Here is a 17,421-nt window from a genome sequence, read left to right as displayed (position 1 = left end):
ACGCGCCTGGACCCGAGGATTTCCATGCAATTCAAGCCAGCTGTTACCGCTCTGGTTACCGCCATCGCCCTGGCATCGCTGCTCAGCGGATGTAAAAAGGAAGAGGCGGCACCTGCCGCACCGGCTCCTCAGGTCGGCGTCGTAACCCTCAAGACCCAGCCGTTCACCCTGACGTCCGAGCTTCCGGGCCGCACCAGCGCGTTCCGCATCGCGGAAGTTCGTCCACAAGTCAACGGCATCATCCTCAAGCGTCTGTTCAAGGAAGGTGCCGACGTCAAGGCCGGCCAGCAGCTGTATCAGATTGACCCGGCGATGTACGAAGCGACCCTCAAAAGCGCAGAAGCGAACCTGCGCTCAACCAAGTCCATTTCCGATCGCTATAAACAATTGGTGGACGAACAGGCCGTCAGCCGTCAGGAATACGACACCGCCGTGGCCAACCGCCTGGAGTCGGAAGCCAATCTGCAAACCGCCCGGATCAACGTGCGCTACACCAAGGTTTACGCGCCGATTTCCGGTCGCATCGGTCGCTCCTCGGTGACCGAGGGCGCGCTGGTCAGCAACGGCCAGGCCGATGCCCTGGCAACCATTCAGCAACTGGACCCGATTTACGTCGACGTGACGCAGAGTTCTGTAGAACTGCTGCAACTGCGCCGTGAACTGGAAAGCGGCCGCCTGCAGAAGGCTGGCGACAACGCCGCCATGGTCAAACTGACCCTGGAAGACGGCAGCCAATATGCCCATGAGGGCAAGCTGGAGTTCTCCGAAGTGTCGGTCGACCAAACCACCGGTTCGGTCACCCTGCGCGCGGTGTTCCCTAACCCTGACCATACCCTGCTGCCGGGCATGTTCGTCCACGCGCAATTGCAGGCCGGTGTGAACAGCGCGGCGATTCTTGCGCCGCAGCAAGGCGTCACCCGAGACCTTAAAGGCGCGCCGACCGCCCTGGTGGTAGGTCCGGACAACAAGGTCGAACTGCGTCAACTCAAGGCCAGCCGTACTGTCGGTAGCCAGTGGCTGATCGAAGACGGGCTCAAGGCTGGGGATCGCCTGATCACCGAAGGGTTGCAGTACGTACGGCCAGGGGTGGAAGTCAAAGCCACTGAGGCCACCAACGTTGGCGAAAAGAACCCGGCCCCCGCACAGGCAGCTGACAAAGCCGCTGGCGGCAAAGGGGAGTAAACCATGTCGAAATTTTTTATCGACCGTCCGATTTTCGCCTGGGTGATCGCCCTGGTGATCATGCTGGTCGGGGCTTTATCGATCCTCAAATTGCCCATCAACCAGTACCCGAGCATCGCGCCGCCAGCCATTGCGATCCAGGTGACCTACCCAGGCGCGTCCGCGCAAACCGTGCAGGACACGGTGGTGCAGGTCATCGAGCAACAGCTCAACGGTATCGACAACCTGCGTTATGTCTCCTCGGAAAGTAACTCCGACGGCAGCATGACCATTACGGCGACCTTCGAGCAAGGCACCAACTCCGATACCGCACAGGTCCAGGTCCAGAACAAGTTGAACCTGGCCACCCCACTGCTGCCGCAAGAAGTGCAGCAGCAGGGTATTCGCGTCACCAAGTCAGTGAGAAACTTCCTGATGGTGATCGGCGTGGTGTCGCGCGATGGCAGCATGACCCGTGAGGACCTGTCCAACTACATCGTGTCCAACATGCAGGACCCGATCTCGCGCACCGCTGGTGTCGGTGACTTCCAGGTCTTCGGTGCCCAGTACGCCATGCGGATCTGGCTCGACCCGGCCAAGCTGAATAACTACAACCTGACCCCGGCGGATGTGACCACCGCCATTACCGCGCAGAACGTTCAAATCGCGTCCGGCCAGCTCGGCGGCCTGCCTGCCCGCCCCGGCCAACAACTGAACGCCACCGTGATCGGCAAGACCCGCCTGCAAACTGCCGAGCAGTTCAAGGCCATCTTGCTCAGGGTCAATCCAGACGGCTCGCAAGTGCGCGTCGGCGACGTGGCGGATGTTGCCTTGGGCGGCGAGAGCTACGCTATTAATGCCCAGTTCAACGGCGCCCCGGCCTCCGGCCTGGCGGTGAGACTGGCCACTGGCGCCAACGCCCTCGACACGGCCAAGGCCTTGCGCCAGACCGTCGACAATCTCAAACCATTCTTCCCGCAAGGCCTGGAAGTGGTGTTCCCTTATGACACGACGCCCGTGGTGAGCGAGTCGATCAAGGGTGTGGTTGAAACCCTGATCGAAGCGGTCGCCCTGGTGTTCCTGGTGATGTTCCTGTTCCTGCAGAACTTCCGTGCAACCATCATCACCACGATGACGGTGCCGGTGGTATTGCTGGGTACTTTCGGGATCCTCGCGGCGTTCGGCTTCAGCATCAACACCCTGACCATGTTCGGCATGGTGCTGGCCATCGGATTACTGGTGGACGATGCCATCGTCGTGGTGGAAAACGTCGAGCGGGTGATGAGCGAAGAAGGCCTGTCACCCAAGGAAGCCACCAAGAAATCCATGGGCCAGATCCAGGGTGCCCTGGTAGGTATCGCCCTGGTGCTGTCGGCAGTACTGTTGCCGATGGCGTTTTTCGGCGGCTCCACCGGTGTGATCTACAAACAGTTCTCCATCACCATCGTCTCGGCCATGGCCTTGTCGGTATTGGTGGCCCTGATCTTCACCCCTGCCCTGTGCGCCACCATGCTCAAACCCATCCCCAAAGGTGAGCACGGCACGCCCAAACGCGGCTTCTTCGGCTGGTTCAACCGCACCTTCGACCGTAGCGTGAGAAGCTACGAGCGCGGCGTGGGCAACATGCTCAAGCACAAGGCCCCCTATCTGCTGGCCTACCTGATCATCGTGGTCGGCATGATCTGGCTGTTCACCCGCATCCCGACTGCGTTCCTGCCGGAAGAAGACCAGGGCGTGCTGTTTGCCCAGGTACAGACACCGGCCGGCTCCAGCGCCGAGCGCACCCAGGTGGTGGTGGACAATATGCGCGAGTTCCTGCTGCGTCCAAGCAAGGACGGCGGTGAAGGCGATGGCGTGGCCTCGGTGTTCACCGTGACCGGCTTCAACTTCGCCGGTCGCGGCCAAAGCTCCGGCCTGGCGTTCATCATGCTCAAGCCGTGGGAAGAACGTAACGCTGACAACACCGTGTTCAAGATCGCCGGCCGCGCCCAGCAACATTTCTTCACCTTCCGTGACGCAATGGTGTTTGCCTTCGCTCCGCCGGCGGTGATGGAACTGGGTAACGCCACCGGTTTCGACGTGTTCCTGCAAGACCGCGCCGGCATCGGCCACGAAAAACTGATGGAAGCCCGAAACCAGTTCCTGGGCATGGCGTCCGAGAGCAAGGTTCTGGCTCAGGTGCGTCCGAACGGTCTGAACGACGAGCCGCAATACCAGTTGGAAATCGATGACGAGAAAGCCAGCGCGCTGGGCATTACCCTTTCGGATATCAACAGCACCCTGTCGATTGCCTTTGGTAGCAGCTATGTGAACGACTTCATCGACCGTGGTCGGGTAAAGCGGGTCTACGTTCAGGGCCAGCCCAATGCTCGCATGAGCCCCGAAGACCTGCAGAAGTGGTACGTGCGAAACAGCGCCGGGACCATGGTGCCGTTCAGCGCCTTCGCCAAGGGCGAGTGGGTCTATGGCTCGCCGAAACTGGCCCGTTACAACGGCGTGGAAGCGATGGAAATCCTGGGGTCCCCTGCCCCGGGTTACTCCACCGGTGAAGCCATGGCCGAAGTCGAGGCCATCGCCCAGAAACTGCCGGCCGGCGTCGGTATTTCCTGGACGGGCCTGTCCTACGAGGAACGTCTGTCCGGCTCCCAGGCGCCTGCGTTGTACGCCTTGTCGCTGCTGATGGTATTCCTCTGCCTGGCAGCACTGTATGAAAGCTGGTCGATTCCGATCGCGGTCATGCTTGTAGTGCCACTGGGGATTATCGGTGCGCTGATGGCGACCAGCCTGCGTGGGCTGTCCAACGACGTTTACTTCCAGGTGGGCCTGTTGACCACCATCGGCCTGGCGGCGAAAAACGCCATTCTGATCGTGGAATTTGCCAAGGAACTCCACGAACAGGGTCGAACGCTGGTGGAAGCCGCCATCGAAGCCTGTAGGATGCGTCTGCGGCCGATTATCATGACGTCCCTGGCGTTCGTGCTCGGCGTGGTCCCGCTGGCGATTTCCACCGGCGCCGGTTCAGGCAGCCAGCACGCCATCGGTACGGGCGTGATCGGCGGTATGATCACCGCCACCGTCCTGGCAATTTTCTGGGTACCGTTGTTCTTCGTGACCGTGTCGTCGATAGGCCGTCGCAAAAATGCCGACCAGGACGACGCTCCTGAAACTTCTAAAGAGGCTGGCCAATGAGCAAGTCGCTCCTCTCTCTGACCATCGCTGCCGTCGTGCTCAGCGGCTGCTCGCTGATCCCCGATTATCAGCGGCCCGACGCACCGGTCGCCACGCAATACCCGCAAGGTCCGGCCTACGAGCCGGCCAAGGCGGCCGGCCAGGCCGCCGCCGAACAGGGCTGGAAACAGTTTTTCCATGACCCGGCCTTGCAGCAACTGATCCAGGTAGCCCTGGAAAACAACCGCGACCTGCGCGTCGCGGCGCTGAATATCGATGCCTACGCCGCGCAATACCGCATTCAGCGGGCGGACCTGTTCCCGGCGGTCTCGGCCACCGGTGCCGGCAGCCGTCAGCGAGTGCCGGCACGGGCTTCGCAAACCGGTGAGGCGGCCATCAGCAGCTCATACTCAGCCACCCTGGGCATCAGTGCATATGAACTGGACCTGTTCGGCCGAGTGCGCAGCCTGAGCGAGCAAGCGCTGCAAAGCTACTTCGCTACCGAAGAGGCCCGTCGCAGCACCCAGATCAGCCTGGTGGCCAACGTCGCCAACGCTTATCTGACCTGGCAGGCCGACAAGGAACTGCTCAAGCTGACCCAGGAAACCCTGGGCACCTACGAGCAAAGCCTCAAGCTGACCTCGCGCAGCGCCGAAGTCGGCGTGGCCTCGGCCCTGGACCTGAGCCAGGCACGCACGGCAGTGGAAAACGCCCGCGTACAACTGGCGCGCTATACCCGCCAGGTGGCTCAGGACGAAAACAGCCTGACCCTGCTGCTGGGCACCGGTCTGCCCTCCAACCTGAACACCCAACCGCTGAGCGATGACCTGCTCAGCGAAGTGCCGGCAGGGTTGCCGTCGGACCTGTTGCAACGTCGCCCGGACATCCTCCAGGCCGAACGCAACCTGCTGGCCGCCAACGCCAACATCGGCGCCGCACGGGCCGCGTTCTTCCCCAGCATCAGCCTGACGGCCAACGCCGGCACCCTGAGCCCGGACCTGTCCGGCCTGTTCAAGGGCGGCTCGGGCACCTGGACCTTCGCCCCGCAAATCAACCTGCCGATCTTCAACGCCGGCAGCCTGCGGGCGAGCCTGGATTACGCCAAAATCCAGAAAGACATTAATGTCGCGCAATATGAGAAGTCGATTCAGACGGCGTTCCAGGAAGTCTCCGACGGCCTGGCCGCGCGCCAGACCTACAACGAGCAGTTGCAGGCCCAGACCGACTTCGTCGCCGCGAACCAGGACTACTACCGCCTGGCCGAGCGTCGCTATCGCATTGGTGTCGACAGCAACCTGACCTTCCTCGACGCCCAACGTCAGTTGTTCAGCGCCCAACAATCGCTGATCACCGACCGCCTCGCGCAATTGACCAGTGAGGTCAATCTGTACAAGGCGTTAGGTGGTGGCTGGAATGCCGAGACCGGCAGGAACGAACCGGTGGCCGAGAAAGCGCCGCCGCTGAAATTGTTCTGACTGGATGTCTGAACGCTGAAACACGAAGCCCACCGAAAGGTGGGCTTTTTTGTTTCTAATCGCTTCCGAGCTCAATACACAAATCTGTGGCGAGGGGATTTATCCCCGCTGGGTTGCGCAGCAACCCCCTCATATCCCTACCAGCTCGGTTTACTAGATTTTTTCGCATCGAGCCTTTTTTGGGGCTGCTCCGCAGCCCAGCGGGGATAAATCCCCTCGCCACACTAGGGCCCGACTGGCTAACGCGGGTCGACGATATCAAGCGCTCGATTGGCCAACAACTCGCTCAAGTCAATCATCTGCGCCACGCCGAGCGCGACATGCCGCCGGGAGCCTTCCAGGTCGAACGCCAGGTCACTGACCATGGCACTGGCCGAGGCCAGGTTTCGCTGAGATTGGCCAATAGGCATTCGGTGTCTAGGGTATCGATGACGGTGAAAACTTGAGTTGAGGTTTTGGGTTTTGGATCAGGATGGGTACCCAGATGGTAATCGAGTGCTCGGTCTGCGGCCTCTTGGAGCTTTTCTGGATCAGGGTCGTTGTAGGGGAAGGTGCTCTCTGATGGCGAAGAAGGATGATGTTTTTTCATAACGGCGCTCCTGCATCAATTGGAGCCCGAGACATGGGTCTGGGCGCTGGCGCCTAACGAATTCGGCGGGCTTGCAGTCCCGATCGCTGAGTTGGCAGCGACCTGAACAGGCTAGATTTACCGCTTCCGAGCAGCAACCTTAAAACCTCGTCGGAAAAGTCGTCGCGTCTGTCAGACCGGCCACGGATTCTGTGGGAGCAAGGCTTGCCCGCGATGGCGGCCTGACAGCCGGCCTGATTTTTTGGTGATCGCGTTCCTCCTGTGGGAGCGAGCCTGCTCGCGATGGCGGTGGTTCAGCCTGCATCAGCGTTGGATGTGCCGACGTCTTCGCGAGCAAGCCCGCTCCCACAATTGGATCGGGGCACGGTCGGAGAGACAGGTCGGCTATAAGGCCGCCTTCGCGAGCAGGCTCGCTCCCACAATTGGATCGGAGCACTGTCGGAGAGCCAGGCCGGCTGTCAGGCCGCCTCGCGGCGGACGTTGATCTTGGCGCCCCGTTAACCACGCTGGCCGAACGCAGGCATTGTGGAGTGGGCAACCCGGCATGGATGCCGGGTTAGCCGCGCTGGGCCATGGATGGCCCTTCGCGGCGGGCCCACGGAGCAATGCCGGAGTGAGGGCATGCCGAGCCCTAGCGAGGCACCGAGTGGTGGGGCATGAGCGCTTTGGTTACTTTCGCGCTTTTCGAAAGTGACCCGCCGTAAGGGCGGAACCCTAAGCAGCCGTTACCGCAGCAATGGATATGTACCCGCTCCCACAGGGACTACATCCATACAATCAACTTTTGCCGTTCGATAATCGCCCAAAACCCGCAAACGGCAATTGAACCGATCCCGGGCCGCCCATCACCATCGCTCGCACAAAACCAATAACAACAGGTTCGATGCCATGCCCACACGCCCCGCCTCACCCGGCTGATCCTCAACAGCCTTCACGCCGCTGGTTCCACCGTACCGTCTGCAACCAAGGTTGCGGCAACGACCCGCTTCGTCCACAAAAAAAATAGAGACATGCCCATGAAACCGACACAGCACTTTTTCCCCAGCCTCATTGCCGTCGCCCTGACCAGTACCGCCCTGCCCGTTCTGGCCGCGGAGTCGGGGTTTGTCGAAGACGCCAAGGTCAATCTCAACCTGCGCAACTTCTACATCAACCGCAACTTCACCAACCCGGATAACGCGCAAGGCAAAGCCGAGGAATGGACCCAGAGTTTCATTCTCGACGCCAAGTCCGGGTTTACCCAGGGCACGGTGGGTTTCGGCATGGACGTGCTGGGCATGTACTCGGTCAAACTCGACGGCGGTCGTGGCACTGCCAATACCGGCTTGCTGCCGGTGCATGATGATGGCCGTCCGGCCGATGACTTCGGTCGCCTGGGCGTCGCGCTCAAGGCCAAGGTGTCGAAAACCGAACTGAAAGTCGGCGAATGGATGCCAGTGCTGCCGATCCTGCGCTCTGACGACGGCCGCTCCCTGCCGCAGACCTTCCGCGGCGGTCAGGTCACCTCCACCGAGATCAACGGCTTGAGCCTGTACGGCGGCCAGTTCCGCGCCAACAGCATGCGCAACGACGCGAGCATGGAAGACATGTCCATGAACGGTCGTGGTGCGTTCCTCTCCGATCGCTTCAACTTCGGCGGTGGCGAATACGCCTTCAACGACAAGCGCACTCAGGTCGGCGTCTGGTACGCGGAACTGTCGGACATCTACCAGCAAAAATATTTCAACCTGACCCACAGCCAGCCCATCGGTGACTGGACCCTGGGCGCCAACCTCGGCTACTTCATCGGCAAAGAAGAAGGCAGTGCCCTGGCGGGCGACCTGGACAACAAGACCGCCTTCGCCATGCTCTCGGCCAAATACGGTGGCAACACCTTCTACGTCGGCCTGCAAAAACTCAGCGGCGACGACGGCTGGATGCGCGTCAACGGCACCAGCGGCGGCACCCTGGCCAACGACAGCTACAACTCCAGCTACGACAACGCCCAGGAAAAATCCTGGCAAGTGCGCCACGACTTCAACTTCGCCGCCGTCGGTGTACCGGGCCTGACCCTGATGAACCGCTACATCAGTGGTGACAACGTGCACACCGGCACCATCACCGATGGTAAGGAATGGGGCCGCGAAAGCGAACTGGCCTACACCGTACAGAGCGGTGCGTTGAAGAGCCTTAACGTGAAATGGCGGAACTCGACGATGCGCCGGGACTTCAGCACCACTGAGTTCGATGAAAACCGGCTGATCGTCAGCTACCCGATCAGCTTGCTGTAAAGCCCTGCGGTGGGTCGGTCGGCATTTAAGGTGACAGACCCACCGTCATCGCGAGCAGGCTCGCTCCCACACTGTTTTTTGTGTGGCCTCAAAATTTGTATCCACCGCAAAGCCCCTGTGGGAGCGAGCCTGCTCGCGATGGCGGCGGCATATTCAGCAACCATGCAGGCTGACACACCGCTATCGCAAGCTTGCTCGCTCCCACAGAGGACTAGCGGTGGTTCTCAAGCCCGCGATTCGACGCCCAGCTCATCCCACACCGACTCAGCCAGGTGGAAGGTGGCGTTGGCCGCCGGGATGCCGCAATAGATAGCACTCTGCATGATCACTTCCTTGATCTCGCTGCGGCTCACACCATTATTGGCAGCGGCGCGCAGGTGCAGTTTGAGTTCTTCGTTGCGGTTCATGCCGATCAGCATGGCGATAGTGATCAGGCTGCGGGTGTGGCGCGGCAGGCCTGGGCGGGTCCAGATGTCGCCCCAGGCATGACGGGTGATCATCTCCTGGAACTCACTGTTGAACTCGGTCAAGGCATTCAGGCTACGGTCGACGTGGGCATCGCCCAGCACCGCGCGGCGTACTTGCATGCCTTCGTCGTAACGTTGTTTCTCGTCCACAAAAAAACCCTCAAGAACCACTGGAGCCCAGCAGGAAAGCCAGCACCCGTTCGCTGAACGCAGCGCCGGCCTGGACGTTGGACAGGTGCGCGGCATGGAATTCGGCATATTCAGCGCCGTTGACCCGCTCCTGGATAAAGTGCCCGCCCGACGGTGGGGTCACGGCATCCTCGGTACCGGCGACCACCAGCAGCGGTACGCGGATCGACGACAGCTGCTCACGGAAGTCGGCATCGCGCACTGCCGCGCAGTTAGCTGCGTAGCCTTGGGGCGAAGTGGCGGCGAGCATGTCGGTGATTTTCTTCACCTTCGCAGGTTGGGCCTCGGCAAAATCCGCGGTAAACCAGCGGGCAATTGAAGCATCCCGCAGCGCGACCATCGCCGCCTTGCCGTCCCGCAGCACAGTTTCAATGCGCGGATTCCACACTGAAGGGTCGCCGATCTTGGCGGCGGTGTTGCACACCACCAGTTTGTGCAGCCGCTCGCCGGCATTGATCCCCAGCCATTGGCCGATCAATCCGCCCATGGACAACCCGCAAAAATGCACCTTGTCGATGTTCAGCTGATCGAGCATCGCCAGCACGTCGCGGCCCAGTTGTTCGATGCTGTACGGCCCTTCAGTCACCAATGATTGACCGTGGCCGCGCGTGTCGAAACGCAGCACGCGAAAGTGTTCGCTGAAGGCCGCGACCTGCTCGTCCCACATGTGCAGATCGGTGCCCAGGGAGTTGGAGAGCACCAGCACCGGGGCGTCTTGCGGCCCATCGAAGCAATAGTTCAGTTCGCCTTCGGCGAGTTTGACGAATCCCACAACAGTCTCCTTTCAGGCGTTCAAGGCAAGGTGTTCAGCTACGGCGCGGGCGACCCAGGTCTGGGCTTGGCCGAGGTAGTGAGCGGGGTCGAGCAACTCATCCAACTCAGTGGCGGACAACTGCGCAGTGACCTGAGGTTCGTCCCCCAATACGTCCCGCAAATGACGTTGCTCAGCCACGGCGCGTTTGCAGCATTGCTCCAACAAATGGTGCGCGGTGTCGCGGCCGACCCGCTGGGCCAAGACGATGCTTACTGCTTCGGCCAGCACCAGCCCTTGGGTCAGTTCCAGATTGCGAGCCATGCGCGCCGCGTCCACTTCCAGACCTTCGGCCAGCAGCCGCGCCTGTTGCAGGGCGCCGGACACCAGGCAGCAAATCTCCGGCAGGGTTTCCCATTCGGCGTGCCACAGGCCCAGGCTGCGTTCGTGCTCCTGGGGCATGGCGCTGAACAGCGTCGACAACAGGCCTGGGACTCGGGTCGCGGCGCCAATCAGTACGGCAGCACCCACCGGGTTGCGCTTGTGCGGCATGGTGGACGAACCGCCCTTGCCTGGCGCCGAGGGTTCGAACGCTTCACTGGCCTCGGTCTGCATCAACAAGCTGATGTCGCGGCCCAGTTTGCCAAGGCTGCCGGCGATCAAGCCCAGTACCGAACCGAACTCAACCAGGCGATCGCGCTGGGTGTGCCAAGGTTGTTCCGGCAAGCTCAATTGCAGTTCGGCGGCCAGCGCTTCGGCGATGGGCAAAGCCTGTTCACCCAGCGCAGCAAGCGTTCCGGAGGCACCACCGAACTGCAACACCAGCAAGCGCGGCTTGAGCTCATTCAAGCGTTGGCGGCTACGGGTGATCGCCCCCAGCCACCCGGCGATCTTCATGCCCAGGGTCACCGGTGTTGCATGTTGCAACCAAGTGCGTCCGGCCAATGGCGTGGCGGCGTAGCGTTCGGCTTGGCGGGCGAGAATCGTGGCCAGTTGCGCCAGTTCGCCTTCAATCAAACCCAATGCCTGGCGCAGTTGCAGCACCAACCCACTGTCCATCACATCCTGACTGGTGGCCCCCAGGTGCACGTAGCGCTCAGCCTCGGCGTCTTCAGCGGCAATGCGCTTACCGAGGGCCTTGACCAGTGGAATCGCCGAATTGCCCGCCGTGGCAATCGCCTCGCTCAACGCCGAAAAATCGTACAACTGCGCGTCACAGGCCTTCTCGATCGGAGCCACTGCGCTGACAGGGATCAAGCCCACCTTCGCCTCAGCCCGGGCCAGCGCCGCCTCGACATCGAGCATGGCCTGCACCCGGCCCGCATCACAAAACACCTCGCGCATGTGGCGGGCGGTGAAGTAGGCATCAAAGAGCTGATTACCCGGTCGTTCGCTCATAAAAAGTCCTTGGGTGTGCAGGTCGGACAGCACCGCGCTGTCGGTCACTGATCGGTACTCGGGCAAACCTTGCTTGCAAGGTATTGTGCAGCGCTTGTGGGGGCAAGGTTTGCCCGCAATGGACCGAAGCGGACTCAGTAATCGAAGAACACCGTCTCGGCATCTGTTCCCTGCAGGACCACGTTCCACTGATACACGCCCGACGCATCAGGCTGGGTGATCAACGTGGCGCGACGCTCTTCGGGCACGCAGGCCAGCAGCGGATCGGTTTCGTTGGCCGGCTCGCCATCGAAGTAGATTCGCGTCAGCAAATGCTTGACCAGACCGCGGGCAAACACCAGCACTACAAGGTGCGGCGCCTGGGTCGTACCGCCAAGACCCGGCACGGAGCCCGGCTTGATGGTGGTGAAACGAAAACGCCCTTCGGCATCCACCGGCACCCGGCCAAAACCTTCGAAATTCGGGTCCAGGGGCTTGTCCTGGTCGTCTTCCGGGTGCGCGTATTTTCCGGCGGCGTTGGCCTGCCAGACTTCCAGCATCGCGTCATTGACGAACTCGCCGTTGCCGTCGATCACCTGCCCGGTGATCGCCACGCGCTGGCCGAGGGTTTGAGCGACAGTCAGGTCTTCGCGGTTCAGCCAGGTCAGGCCGATGTGGTAGTAAGGGCCAACGGTGTGAGACGTAGTGGCGGTGAGCGTCATCTTATTTCTCCATCGGCGTGGCATCGCGGCCGCGCAATACGATGTCCCAACGATAACCGAGGGCGTAGTGAGGAATGGTTTTTTCCAGGTCGAAACGGGCGATCAGACGTTCCTTGGCGCTGGTGTCCGGCACGCAGTTGTAGATCGGATCGTAGGCCAAGAGTGGGTCGCCGGGGAAATACATCTGCGTCACCAGCCGCGTCAGAATGCTCGGCCCGAACAGTGAGAAATGGATATGCGCCGGGCGCCAGGCGTTGTGATGGTTGCCCCACGGGTAGGCGCCGGGCTTGATGGTCTGGAACTGATACCCACCGTCAGCGTCGGTGACGGTGCGACCGGTGCCGGTGAAGTTCGGGTCCAGCGGCGCGTCATGGTTGTCGCGGTCATGGTTGTAACGCCCGGCGGCGTTGGCCTGCCAGATCTCCACCAGGATGCCCGGCACAGGCTGGCCATGCTCATCCAGCACGCGCCCGTGAATGATGATCCGCTCCCCCAGTGGCTCGCCGGCATGCTGGGCAGTCAGGTCGTTATCCTTCTCCTGCACACGGTCGGCACCGACAGTCGGGCCGGTGATTTCCGACAGCGAATGCGGCAGGAACACCAACGGCTTGGACGGCGAGCGCAGGTTGGTGGACTGGTACGGCGGGTGCAGGTACTCCGGCTGGGTGCCCGCTTGGGGGCGACGATAACCAGGCTTGTCAGTCATGAAGCATTCCTCGGTTCTTATTAGTAGAACGACGCGTCAGACGCGTTCGATTGCCAACGCCAGCCCCTGGCCGACGCCAACACACATGGTCGCCAGGCCCTTCTTGCCGCCGGTCTTTTCCAGATGATGCAACGCCGTCAGCACCAGCCGCGCTCCGCTCATGCCCAGCGGATGACCGAGGGCGATGGCGCCGCCATTGGGGTTCACCTGCGGCGCGTCGTCCGCCAGCCCCAGCTCACGCAGCACCGCCAACCCCTGGCTGGCGAAGGCTTCGTTAAGCTCGATCACGTCAAAGTCGGCGACCGCCAGGCCCAGGCGCTCAGTAAGCTTACGCACCGCGGGCACCGGGCCGATGCCCATCACCCGAGGCGCCACACCGGCACTGGCCATGCCTAACACTTTGCCCCGCGGCGTCAGCCCGTGTTTCTTCACCGCTTCGGCCGACGCCAGGATCATAGCCGCCGCGCCATCGTTCACGCCCGAGGCGTTGCCGGCGGTGACGGTTTTGTCTGGACCGTTGACCGGCTTGAGTTTGCTCAAGGTCTCCAGCGTCGTGTCGGCGCGGGGATGTTCGTCCTGCTCGACCACGGTTTCGCCTTTCTTGTGGGCGACGCGCACCGGGACGATTTCTTCGGCGAAATACCCTGCGGCCTGGGCGACCGCCGTGCGCTGCTGACTACGCAAGGCGAAAGCATCCTGGTCAGCGCGGGACACCGCGTAATCATCGGCCACGTTATCGGCGGTCTGGGGCATCGCGTCCACGCCGTATTGGCTTTTCATCAACGGATTGATAAAGCGCCAGCCGATGGTGGTGTCCTCCAGCTTCATGTTGCGCGAGAACGCGGCATCGGCCTTGCCCATCACGAACGGTGCGCGGGACATCGACTCCACACCGCCGGCGATGGCCAATTCCATTTCGCCGCTGGCGATGGCGCGGAAGGCCGTGCCGACGGCGTCCATGCCCGAGGCGCAAAGGCGGTTGAGGGTTACGCCGGGAATGCTCTGCGGCAGGCCAGCCAGCAGCAGCGCCATGCGCGCCACGTTGCGGTTGTCTTCGCCGGCCTGGTTGGCGCAGCCGAGAAACACTTCGTCCACGGCATTCCAATCCACCGAAGGGTTGCGCTCCATCAGCGCCTTGATCGGCACGGCGGCCAGGTCATCGGCGCGCACCGCGGACAAACCGCCACCGAAGCGACCGATGGGGGTTCGAATCGCATCACAGATATAAACGTCGCGCATCACGCTTCTCCCGGTGCCTGGCCGTGGGCCGCGGCAGTACGTGCTTCGAGATCGCGCAGGGCGCGCAGCTCTGTTTCGGTCGGCTCGGCAGTGGTTTGCACCTGGTCGGCAAAACGAATCGCCCAACCGGTGGCGGCAACGACTTGCTCGCGGGTTACGCCGGGGTGCAGCGCGGTGACCACAAACTCATGGCTGCCGGCTTCCGGCTCCATGATGCACAAGTCGGTGATGATACCTACCGGACCGGCGCCCGGCAGGCCCAGGCGTTTACGGGAATCACCGCCCTCGCCGTGACCGACCGAGGTGATGAAATCCAGCTTGTCGACAAACGAGCGCGCCGACTGCTTGAGGATGATCAGCACGCTCTTGGCCGAACCGGCGATTTCCGGTGCACCACCGGCGCCCGGCAAGCGGACTTTCGGTTGATGGTAGTCGCCCACCACCGTGGTGTTGATGTTGCCGAAACGGTCGACCTGGGCTGCACCGAGAAAGCCGACGTCGATGCGTCCGCCCTGCAACCAGTAGCGAAAAATCTCACCGGTCGGCACGACAGTGTCCGCGGTCTCAGCCAGCTCACCATCACCGATGGACAGCGGCAATACGCTGGGCTTGGCACCGATCGGACCGGATTCGTAGATCAGGACCACATCCGGCGACGAGGTCAGCCGCGCCAGGTTGGCGGCCTTCGACGGCAGGCCGATGCCCACGAAGCACACAGCGTTGTTCTGCAATCGACGGGCCGCGGCGACGGTCATCATTTCATTGGTGGAGTACGTCATTATTTCGCCTCCGAAGCAGCAGCCAGTCGGGTTCTGAATTCGCTGAAATCCCGGGTGCCGTGGATGTATTCGTTGATCCAGGCAGTAAACGTCTCACGGTCCCGGGCGATGGGGTCCCACGCCTGATAGAAACGGTTGTCACGTTCGGTGTAGCCGTGGGCGTAGGACGGATGAGCGCCGCCCGGGACGTGGCACACCGCGCTCAGCGCCCAGGTTGGCAACACGCAGGCGTTCATTGGTGCGTTGAGGTCATCGACGATTTCTTCCACGGTGACGATGCAGCGCTTGGCGGCCAGGGCGGCTTCTTTCTGCACGCCGAGAATGCCCCACAACAGGACATTGCCCTTGCGGTCGGCTTTTTGAGCGTGGATCACTGTAATGTCCGGGCGCACGGATGGCACGGCGGCCAGCACTTCCCCGGTGAAGGGGCAGGTTACGCTTTTGATCAGCGGATTGACCTTTGGCAGATCAGAGCCGGCGTAGGCCCGCAGCACCGCGAATGGCAGGCCTGAGGCCCCGGCGACGTAGGCATTGGCCAGGTCGGCGTGGCTGTGCTCTTCGATCTCCAGCGGCTGCGGCCACTGCTTTTCTACGGCATCGCGCAGCCGGTGCAGGGAGCCCACCCCAGGATTGCCGCCCCAGGAGAAAATCAGCTTGCGAGCACAACCGGCGCCGATCAACTGATCGTAGATCAGGTCAGGCGTCATCCGCACCAAGGTCAGGTCTTTCTTGCCCTGGCGAATGATTTCATGACCCGCCGCCGTCGGAATCAGGTGAGTGAAGCCTTCGAGCGCGACGGTATCGCCGTCATTGACGAATTGCTTCACTGCGTCGTGCAGCGAAAGGATTTCAGCCATGGGGCAGGCTCCCGTTTTTCAGTAGATCAAGATGAAGAAAAAGGCGCGAGGTTTAAGCGCCGGAGTGACTGAAGATTAAGCTGAGGGTGATAGCCAAACAATCCGATAATCGACTGAGTGTTCGTTTATCGAACAGATTGTTGTTTGGCTAACGATTTCCCAAACACCCTGATCCTGTGGGAGCGAGCCTGCTCGCGATTGAAGTGGGTCAGCCAACACTTATGCAAGTTGACACACCGCTATCGCGAGCAGGCTCGCTCCCACAGGTCTGCCGCAAGGTTCAGATCATTGGCTCACGTCGCATCCGCATGACTGACCATGCCCTTGATCACCACCGCCGCCGTCGCCAAGGCCGCTGGAATGACCAGGGCGGTCAGGACCTGTTCGAAGTTCCAGCCCAGGCCCAACAATGTCGCGCCCATCCAGGCGCCGAGGATCGCGCCGAAACGGCCGATGCCCAGCATCCACGAGACACCGGTGGCCCGGCCTTGGGTCGGATAGAACCGCGCCGCCAGCGACGGCATCGCCGATTGCGCGCCGTTGACGCACATGCCGGCCACAAGCACCAACGTGGCGAGCAAGGTAATGTTGCCCAGACTCTGCCCCACCGCGTAGGCAAATATCCCGGCCATCAAGTAGAAAATGCCGATGACCTTGTGCGGATTGAACCGGTCCATCGCCCACCCCACCCCAACCGCGCTCAATACGCCGCCGAACTGAAACAACGCTCCGATAAACGCCGCCTGCTCCATGCTCGCGCCGCTGTCGCGCATCAGCGTCGGCAACCAACTGGTCAGCAGGTAAACAATCACCAGCCCCATGAAGTAGGTCAGCCACAACAATAACGTTCCGGCGCTGTAGGTGCCGGAGAAAATCACCGCCAGTACGTTGCGGGTTTTCACGGTTTTTTGTTCTGGCACACTGAAACTCGCTGCCTGGGCGACGGTGTGCGGATCGATCGGGGCCAGGGTCTTGCGCACCTTGTCCGTGCCGCGATTGCGCACCACCAGATAACGTGCCGACTCCGGCAACCAGAACACCAGCACCACCGCCAGGATCAACGGCAGGATCCCGCCGATCAGCAGCAGGCTGTGCCAACCGAACGCCGGTATCAATTTGGCCGAGATAAACCCGCCGCCGGCCATGCCCAGGTTGAAGCCGCAGAACATGCTGGTCACCAGCAACGATTTTTTACGCTCCGGGGTGTATTCCGACAGTAAGGTGGTGGCGTTCGGCATGCCGGCGCCCAACCCCAGGCCGGTCAGAAAGCGCAGCACCAACAATTGGTCGATATTGGTGCTGTAGGCCGATGCCAGGCTGAACGCGCCGAACAGCACGACCGCGCCTACCAGCACAACTTTTCGGCCGAAACGGTCTGCCAACGGACCGGAGCCGAGAGCCCCGAACACCATGCCGATCAGCGCCGCACTCATGACCGGGCCCAGGCTGGCCCGATCAATGCCCCAGTCCTGGGAGAGCGCCGGGGCGATGAAGCCCATGGCCGCCGTGTCGAGGCCGTCGAGAAAAACAATCAGGAAGCACAGAATCACCACCCGCCACTGATAGCGCGAGATGGGTTGAGCGTTGATGAAGGACTGCACGTCGAGGCAATTGCCTACAGAGGTCTGGGGTTGGTTCATCTTGTTTTTATTCCACGCAAGAAAACGCAGG

The 17,421-nt window shown here is 61.7% G+C and carries 13 protein-coding genes and 1 pseudogene; 4 read left to right on the top strand and 10 right to left on the bottom strand.

The features are described from left to right. The first annotated feature begins 24 nt into the window (after positions 1 to 24). From BMY45_RS10125 to adeC, 3 genes are read left to right on the top strand one after another with little or no spacing between them, the layout of a single operon-like run. Positions 25 to 1,182, top strand: coding sequence for an efflux RND transporter periplasmic adaptor subunit (locus BMY45_RS10125; protein WP_143071624.1), 1,158 nt, complete (start codon positions 25 to 27; stop codon positions 1,180 to 1,182). 3 nt (positions 1,183 to 1,185) lie between these two features. Then, positions 1,186 to 4,350: an efflux RND transporter permease subunit EmhB gene (gene emhB, locus BMY45_RS10120; protein WP_092397170.1), complete on the top strand. Its 3,165-nt coding sequence runs from the start codon at positions 1,186 to 1,188 to the stop codon at positions 4,348 to 4,350. After that, on the top strand, positions 4,347 to 5,804 hold the full coding sequence (adeC, locus tag BMY45_RS10115; protein WP_092397168.1) for an AdeC/AdeK/OprM family multidrug efflux complex outer membrane factor: 1,458 nt from the start codon (positions 4,347 to 4,349) through the stop codon (positions 5,802 to 5,804). Before emhB ends, adeC begins: the two co-directional genes overlap by 4 nt. A gap of 239 nt (positions 5,805 to 6,043) precedes the next feature. Here the strand turns inward: adeC and BMY45_RS10110 are convergent. Beyond that, positions 6,044 to 6,393, bottom strand: a pseudogene (locus tag BMY45_RS10110) (DUF6124 family protein). A 1,016-nt stretch (positions 6,394 to 7,409) separates the two neighbouring features. Here BMY45_RS10110 and BMY45_RS10105 point away from each other — a divergent pair. After that, complete coding sequence (locus BMY45_RS10105; protein ID WP_092397166.1) at positions 7,410 to 8,663, top strand: OprD family porin; 1,254 nt, start codon at positions 7,410 to 7,412, stop codon at positions 8,661 to 8,663. A 224-nt stretch (positions 8,664 to 8,887) separates the two neighbouring features. Here BMY45_RS10105 and pcaC read toward each other — a convergent pair whose 3' ends face one another. From pcaC to BMY45_RS10060, 9 genes are all read right to left on the bottom strand, one after another. Beyond that, entirely contained in the window at positions 8,888 to 9,280 is a 393-nt protein-coding gene (gene pcaC, locus BMY45_RS10100) for a 4-carboxymuconolactone decarboxylase (protein WP_014336968.1), read from the bottom strand. A 10-nt stretch (positions 9,281 to 9,290) separates the two neighbouring features. Next, on the bottom strand, positions 9,291 to 10,091 hold the full coding sequence (gene pcaD, locus BMY45_RS10095; RefSeq protein WP_092397164.1) for a 3-oxoadipate enol-lactonase: 801 nt from the start codon (positions 10,089 to 10,091) through the stop codon (positions 9,291 to 9,293). Positions 10,092 to 10,103: 12 nt separating this feature from the next. After that, positions 10,104 to 11,468 carry a 3-carboxy-cis,cis-muconate cycloisomerase gene (locus tag BMY45_RS10090; RefSeq protein WP_092397162.1) on the bottom strand — a complete coding sequence of 455 codons (1,365 nt, stop codon included), beginning with the start codon at positions 11,466 to 11,468 and terminating at the stop codon, positions 10,104 to 10,106. Between the two features lie 134 nt (positions 11,469 to 11,602). Then, positions 11,603 to 12,169, bottom strand: coding sequence for a protocatechuate 3,4-dioxygenase subunit alpha (pcaG, locus tag BMY45_RS10085; RefSeq protein ID WP_092397160.1), 567 nt, complete (start codon positions 12,167 to 12,169; stop codon positions 11,603 to 11,605). A 1-nt stretch (position 12,170) separates the two neighbouring features. Then, positions 12,171 to 12,875: a protocatechuate 3,4-dioxygenase subunit beta gene (pcaH, locus tag BMY45_RS10080; protein ID WP_092397158.1), complete on the bottom strand. Its 705-nt coding sequence runs from the start codon at positions 12,873 to 12,875 to the stop codon at positions 12,171 to 12,173. Between the two features lie 36 nt (positions 12,876 to 12,911). Next, entirely contained in the window at positions 12,912 to 14,117 is a 1,206-nt protein-coding gene (gene pcaF / locus BMY45_RS10075) for a 3-oxoadipyl-CoA thiolase (protein ID WP_177193335.1), read from the bottom strand. Further along, positions 14,114 to 14,896, bottom strand: a complete 783-nt coding sequence (locus tag BMY45_RS10070) for a CoA-transferase subunit beta (RefSeq protein ID WP_171061413.1) — start codon at positions 14,894 to 14,896, stop codon at positions 14,114 to 14,116. Before BMY45_RS10070 ends, pcaF begins: the two co-directional genes overlap by 4 nt. Beyond that, entirely contained in the window at positions 14,893 to 15,750 is an 858-nt protein-coding gene (locus BMY45_RS10065) for a CoA transferase subunit A (RefSeq protein WP_092397154.1), read from the bottom strand. The genes BMY45_RS10070 and BMY45_RS10065 overlap by 4 nt, the downstream gene beginning before the upstream one ends. 293 nt (positions 15,751 to 16,043) lie before the next feature. Further along, positions 16,044 to 17,390 (bottom strand): 4-hydroxybenzoate transporter PcaK, encoded by a 1,347-nt coding sequence (locus BMY45_RS10060; protein ID WP_092397152.1) that lies wholly within the window; start codon positions 17,388 to 17,390, stop codon positions 16,044 to 16,046. Positions 17,391 to 17,421 lie beyond the last annotated feature (31 nt).

The sequence above is a fragment of the Pseudomonas sp. NFACC39-1 genome, assembly GCF_900110355.1.
In the GTDB taxonomy this organism is placed as follows: domain Bacteria; phylum Pseudomonadota; class Gammaproteobacteria; order Pseudomonadales; family Pseudomonadaceae; genus Aquipseudomonas; species Aquipseudomonas tehranensis.
This window is presented reverse-complemented; position numbering and strand designations above follow the sequence as displayed.

Excerpts from the sequence above, each read along its gene's own strand:
- BMY45_RS10125 (WP_143071624.1), top strand. The coding sequence starts at position 25 with ATGCAATTCAAGCCAGCTGTTACCGCTCTGGTTACCGCCATCGCCCTG.
- emhB (WP_092397170.1), top strand. The coding sequence starts at position 1,186 with ATGTCGAAATTTTTTATCGACCGTCCGATTTTCGCCTGGGTGATCGCC.
- adeC (WP_092397168.1), top strand. The coding sequence starts at position 4,347 with ATGAGCAAGTCGCTCCTCTCTCTGACCATCGCTGCCGTCGTGCTCAGC.
- BMY45_RS10105 (WP_092397166.1), top strand. The coding sequence starts at position 7,410 with ATGAAACCGACACAGCACTTTTTCCCCAGCCTCATTGCCGTCGCCCTG.
- BMY45_RS10090 (WP_092397162.1), bottom strand. The coding sequence starts at position 11,468 with ATGAGCGAACGACCGGGTAATCAGCTCTTTGATGCCTACTTCACCGCC.
- pcaG (WP_092397160.1), bottom strand. The coding sequence starts at position 12,169 with ATGACGCTCACCGCCACTACGTCTCACACCGTTGGCCCTTACTACCAC.
- pcaH (WP_092397158.1), bottom strand. The coding sequence starts at position 12,875 with ATGACTGACAAGCCTGGTTATCGTCGCCCCCAAGCGGGCACCCAGCCG.
- BMY45_RS10065 (WP_092397154.1), bottom strand. The coding sequence starts at position 15,750 with ATGGCTGAAATCCTTTCGCTGCACGACGCAGTGAAGCAATTCGTCAAT.
- BMY45_RS10060 (WP_092397152.1), bottom strand. The coding sequence starts at position 17,390 with ATGAACCAACCCCAGACCTCTGTAGGCAATTGCCTCGACGTGCAGTCC.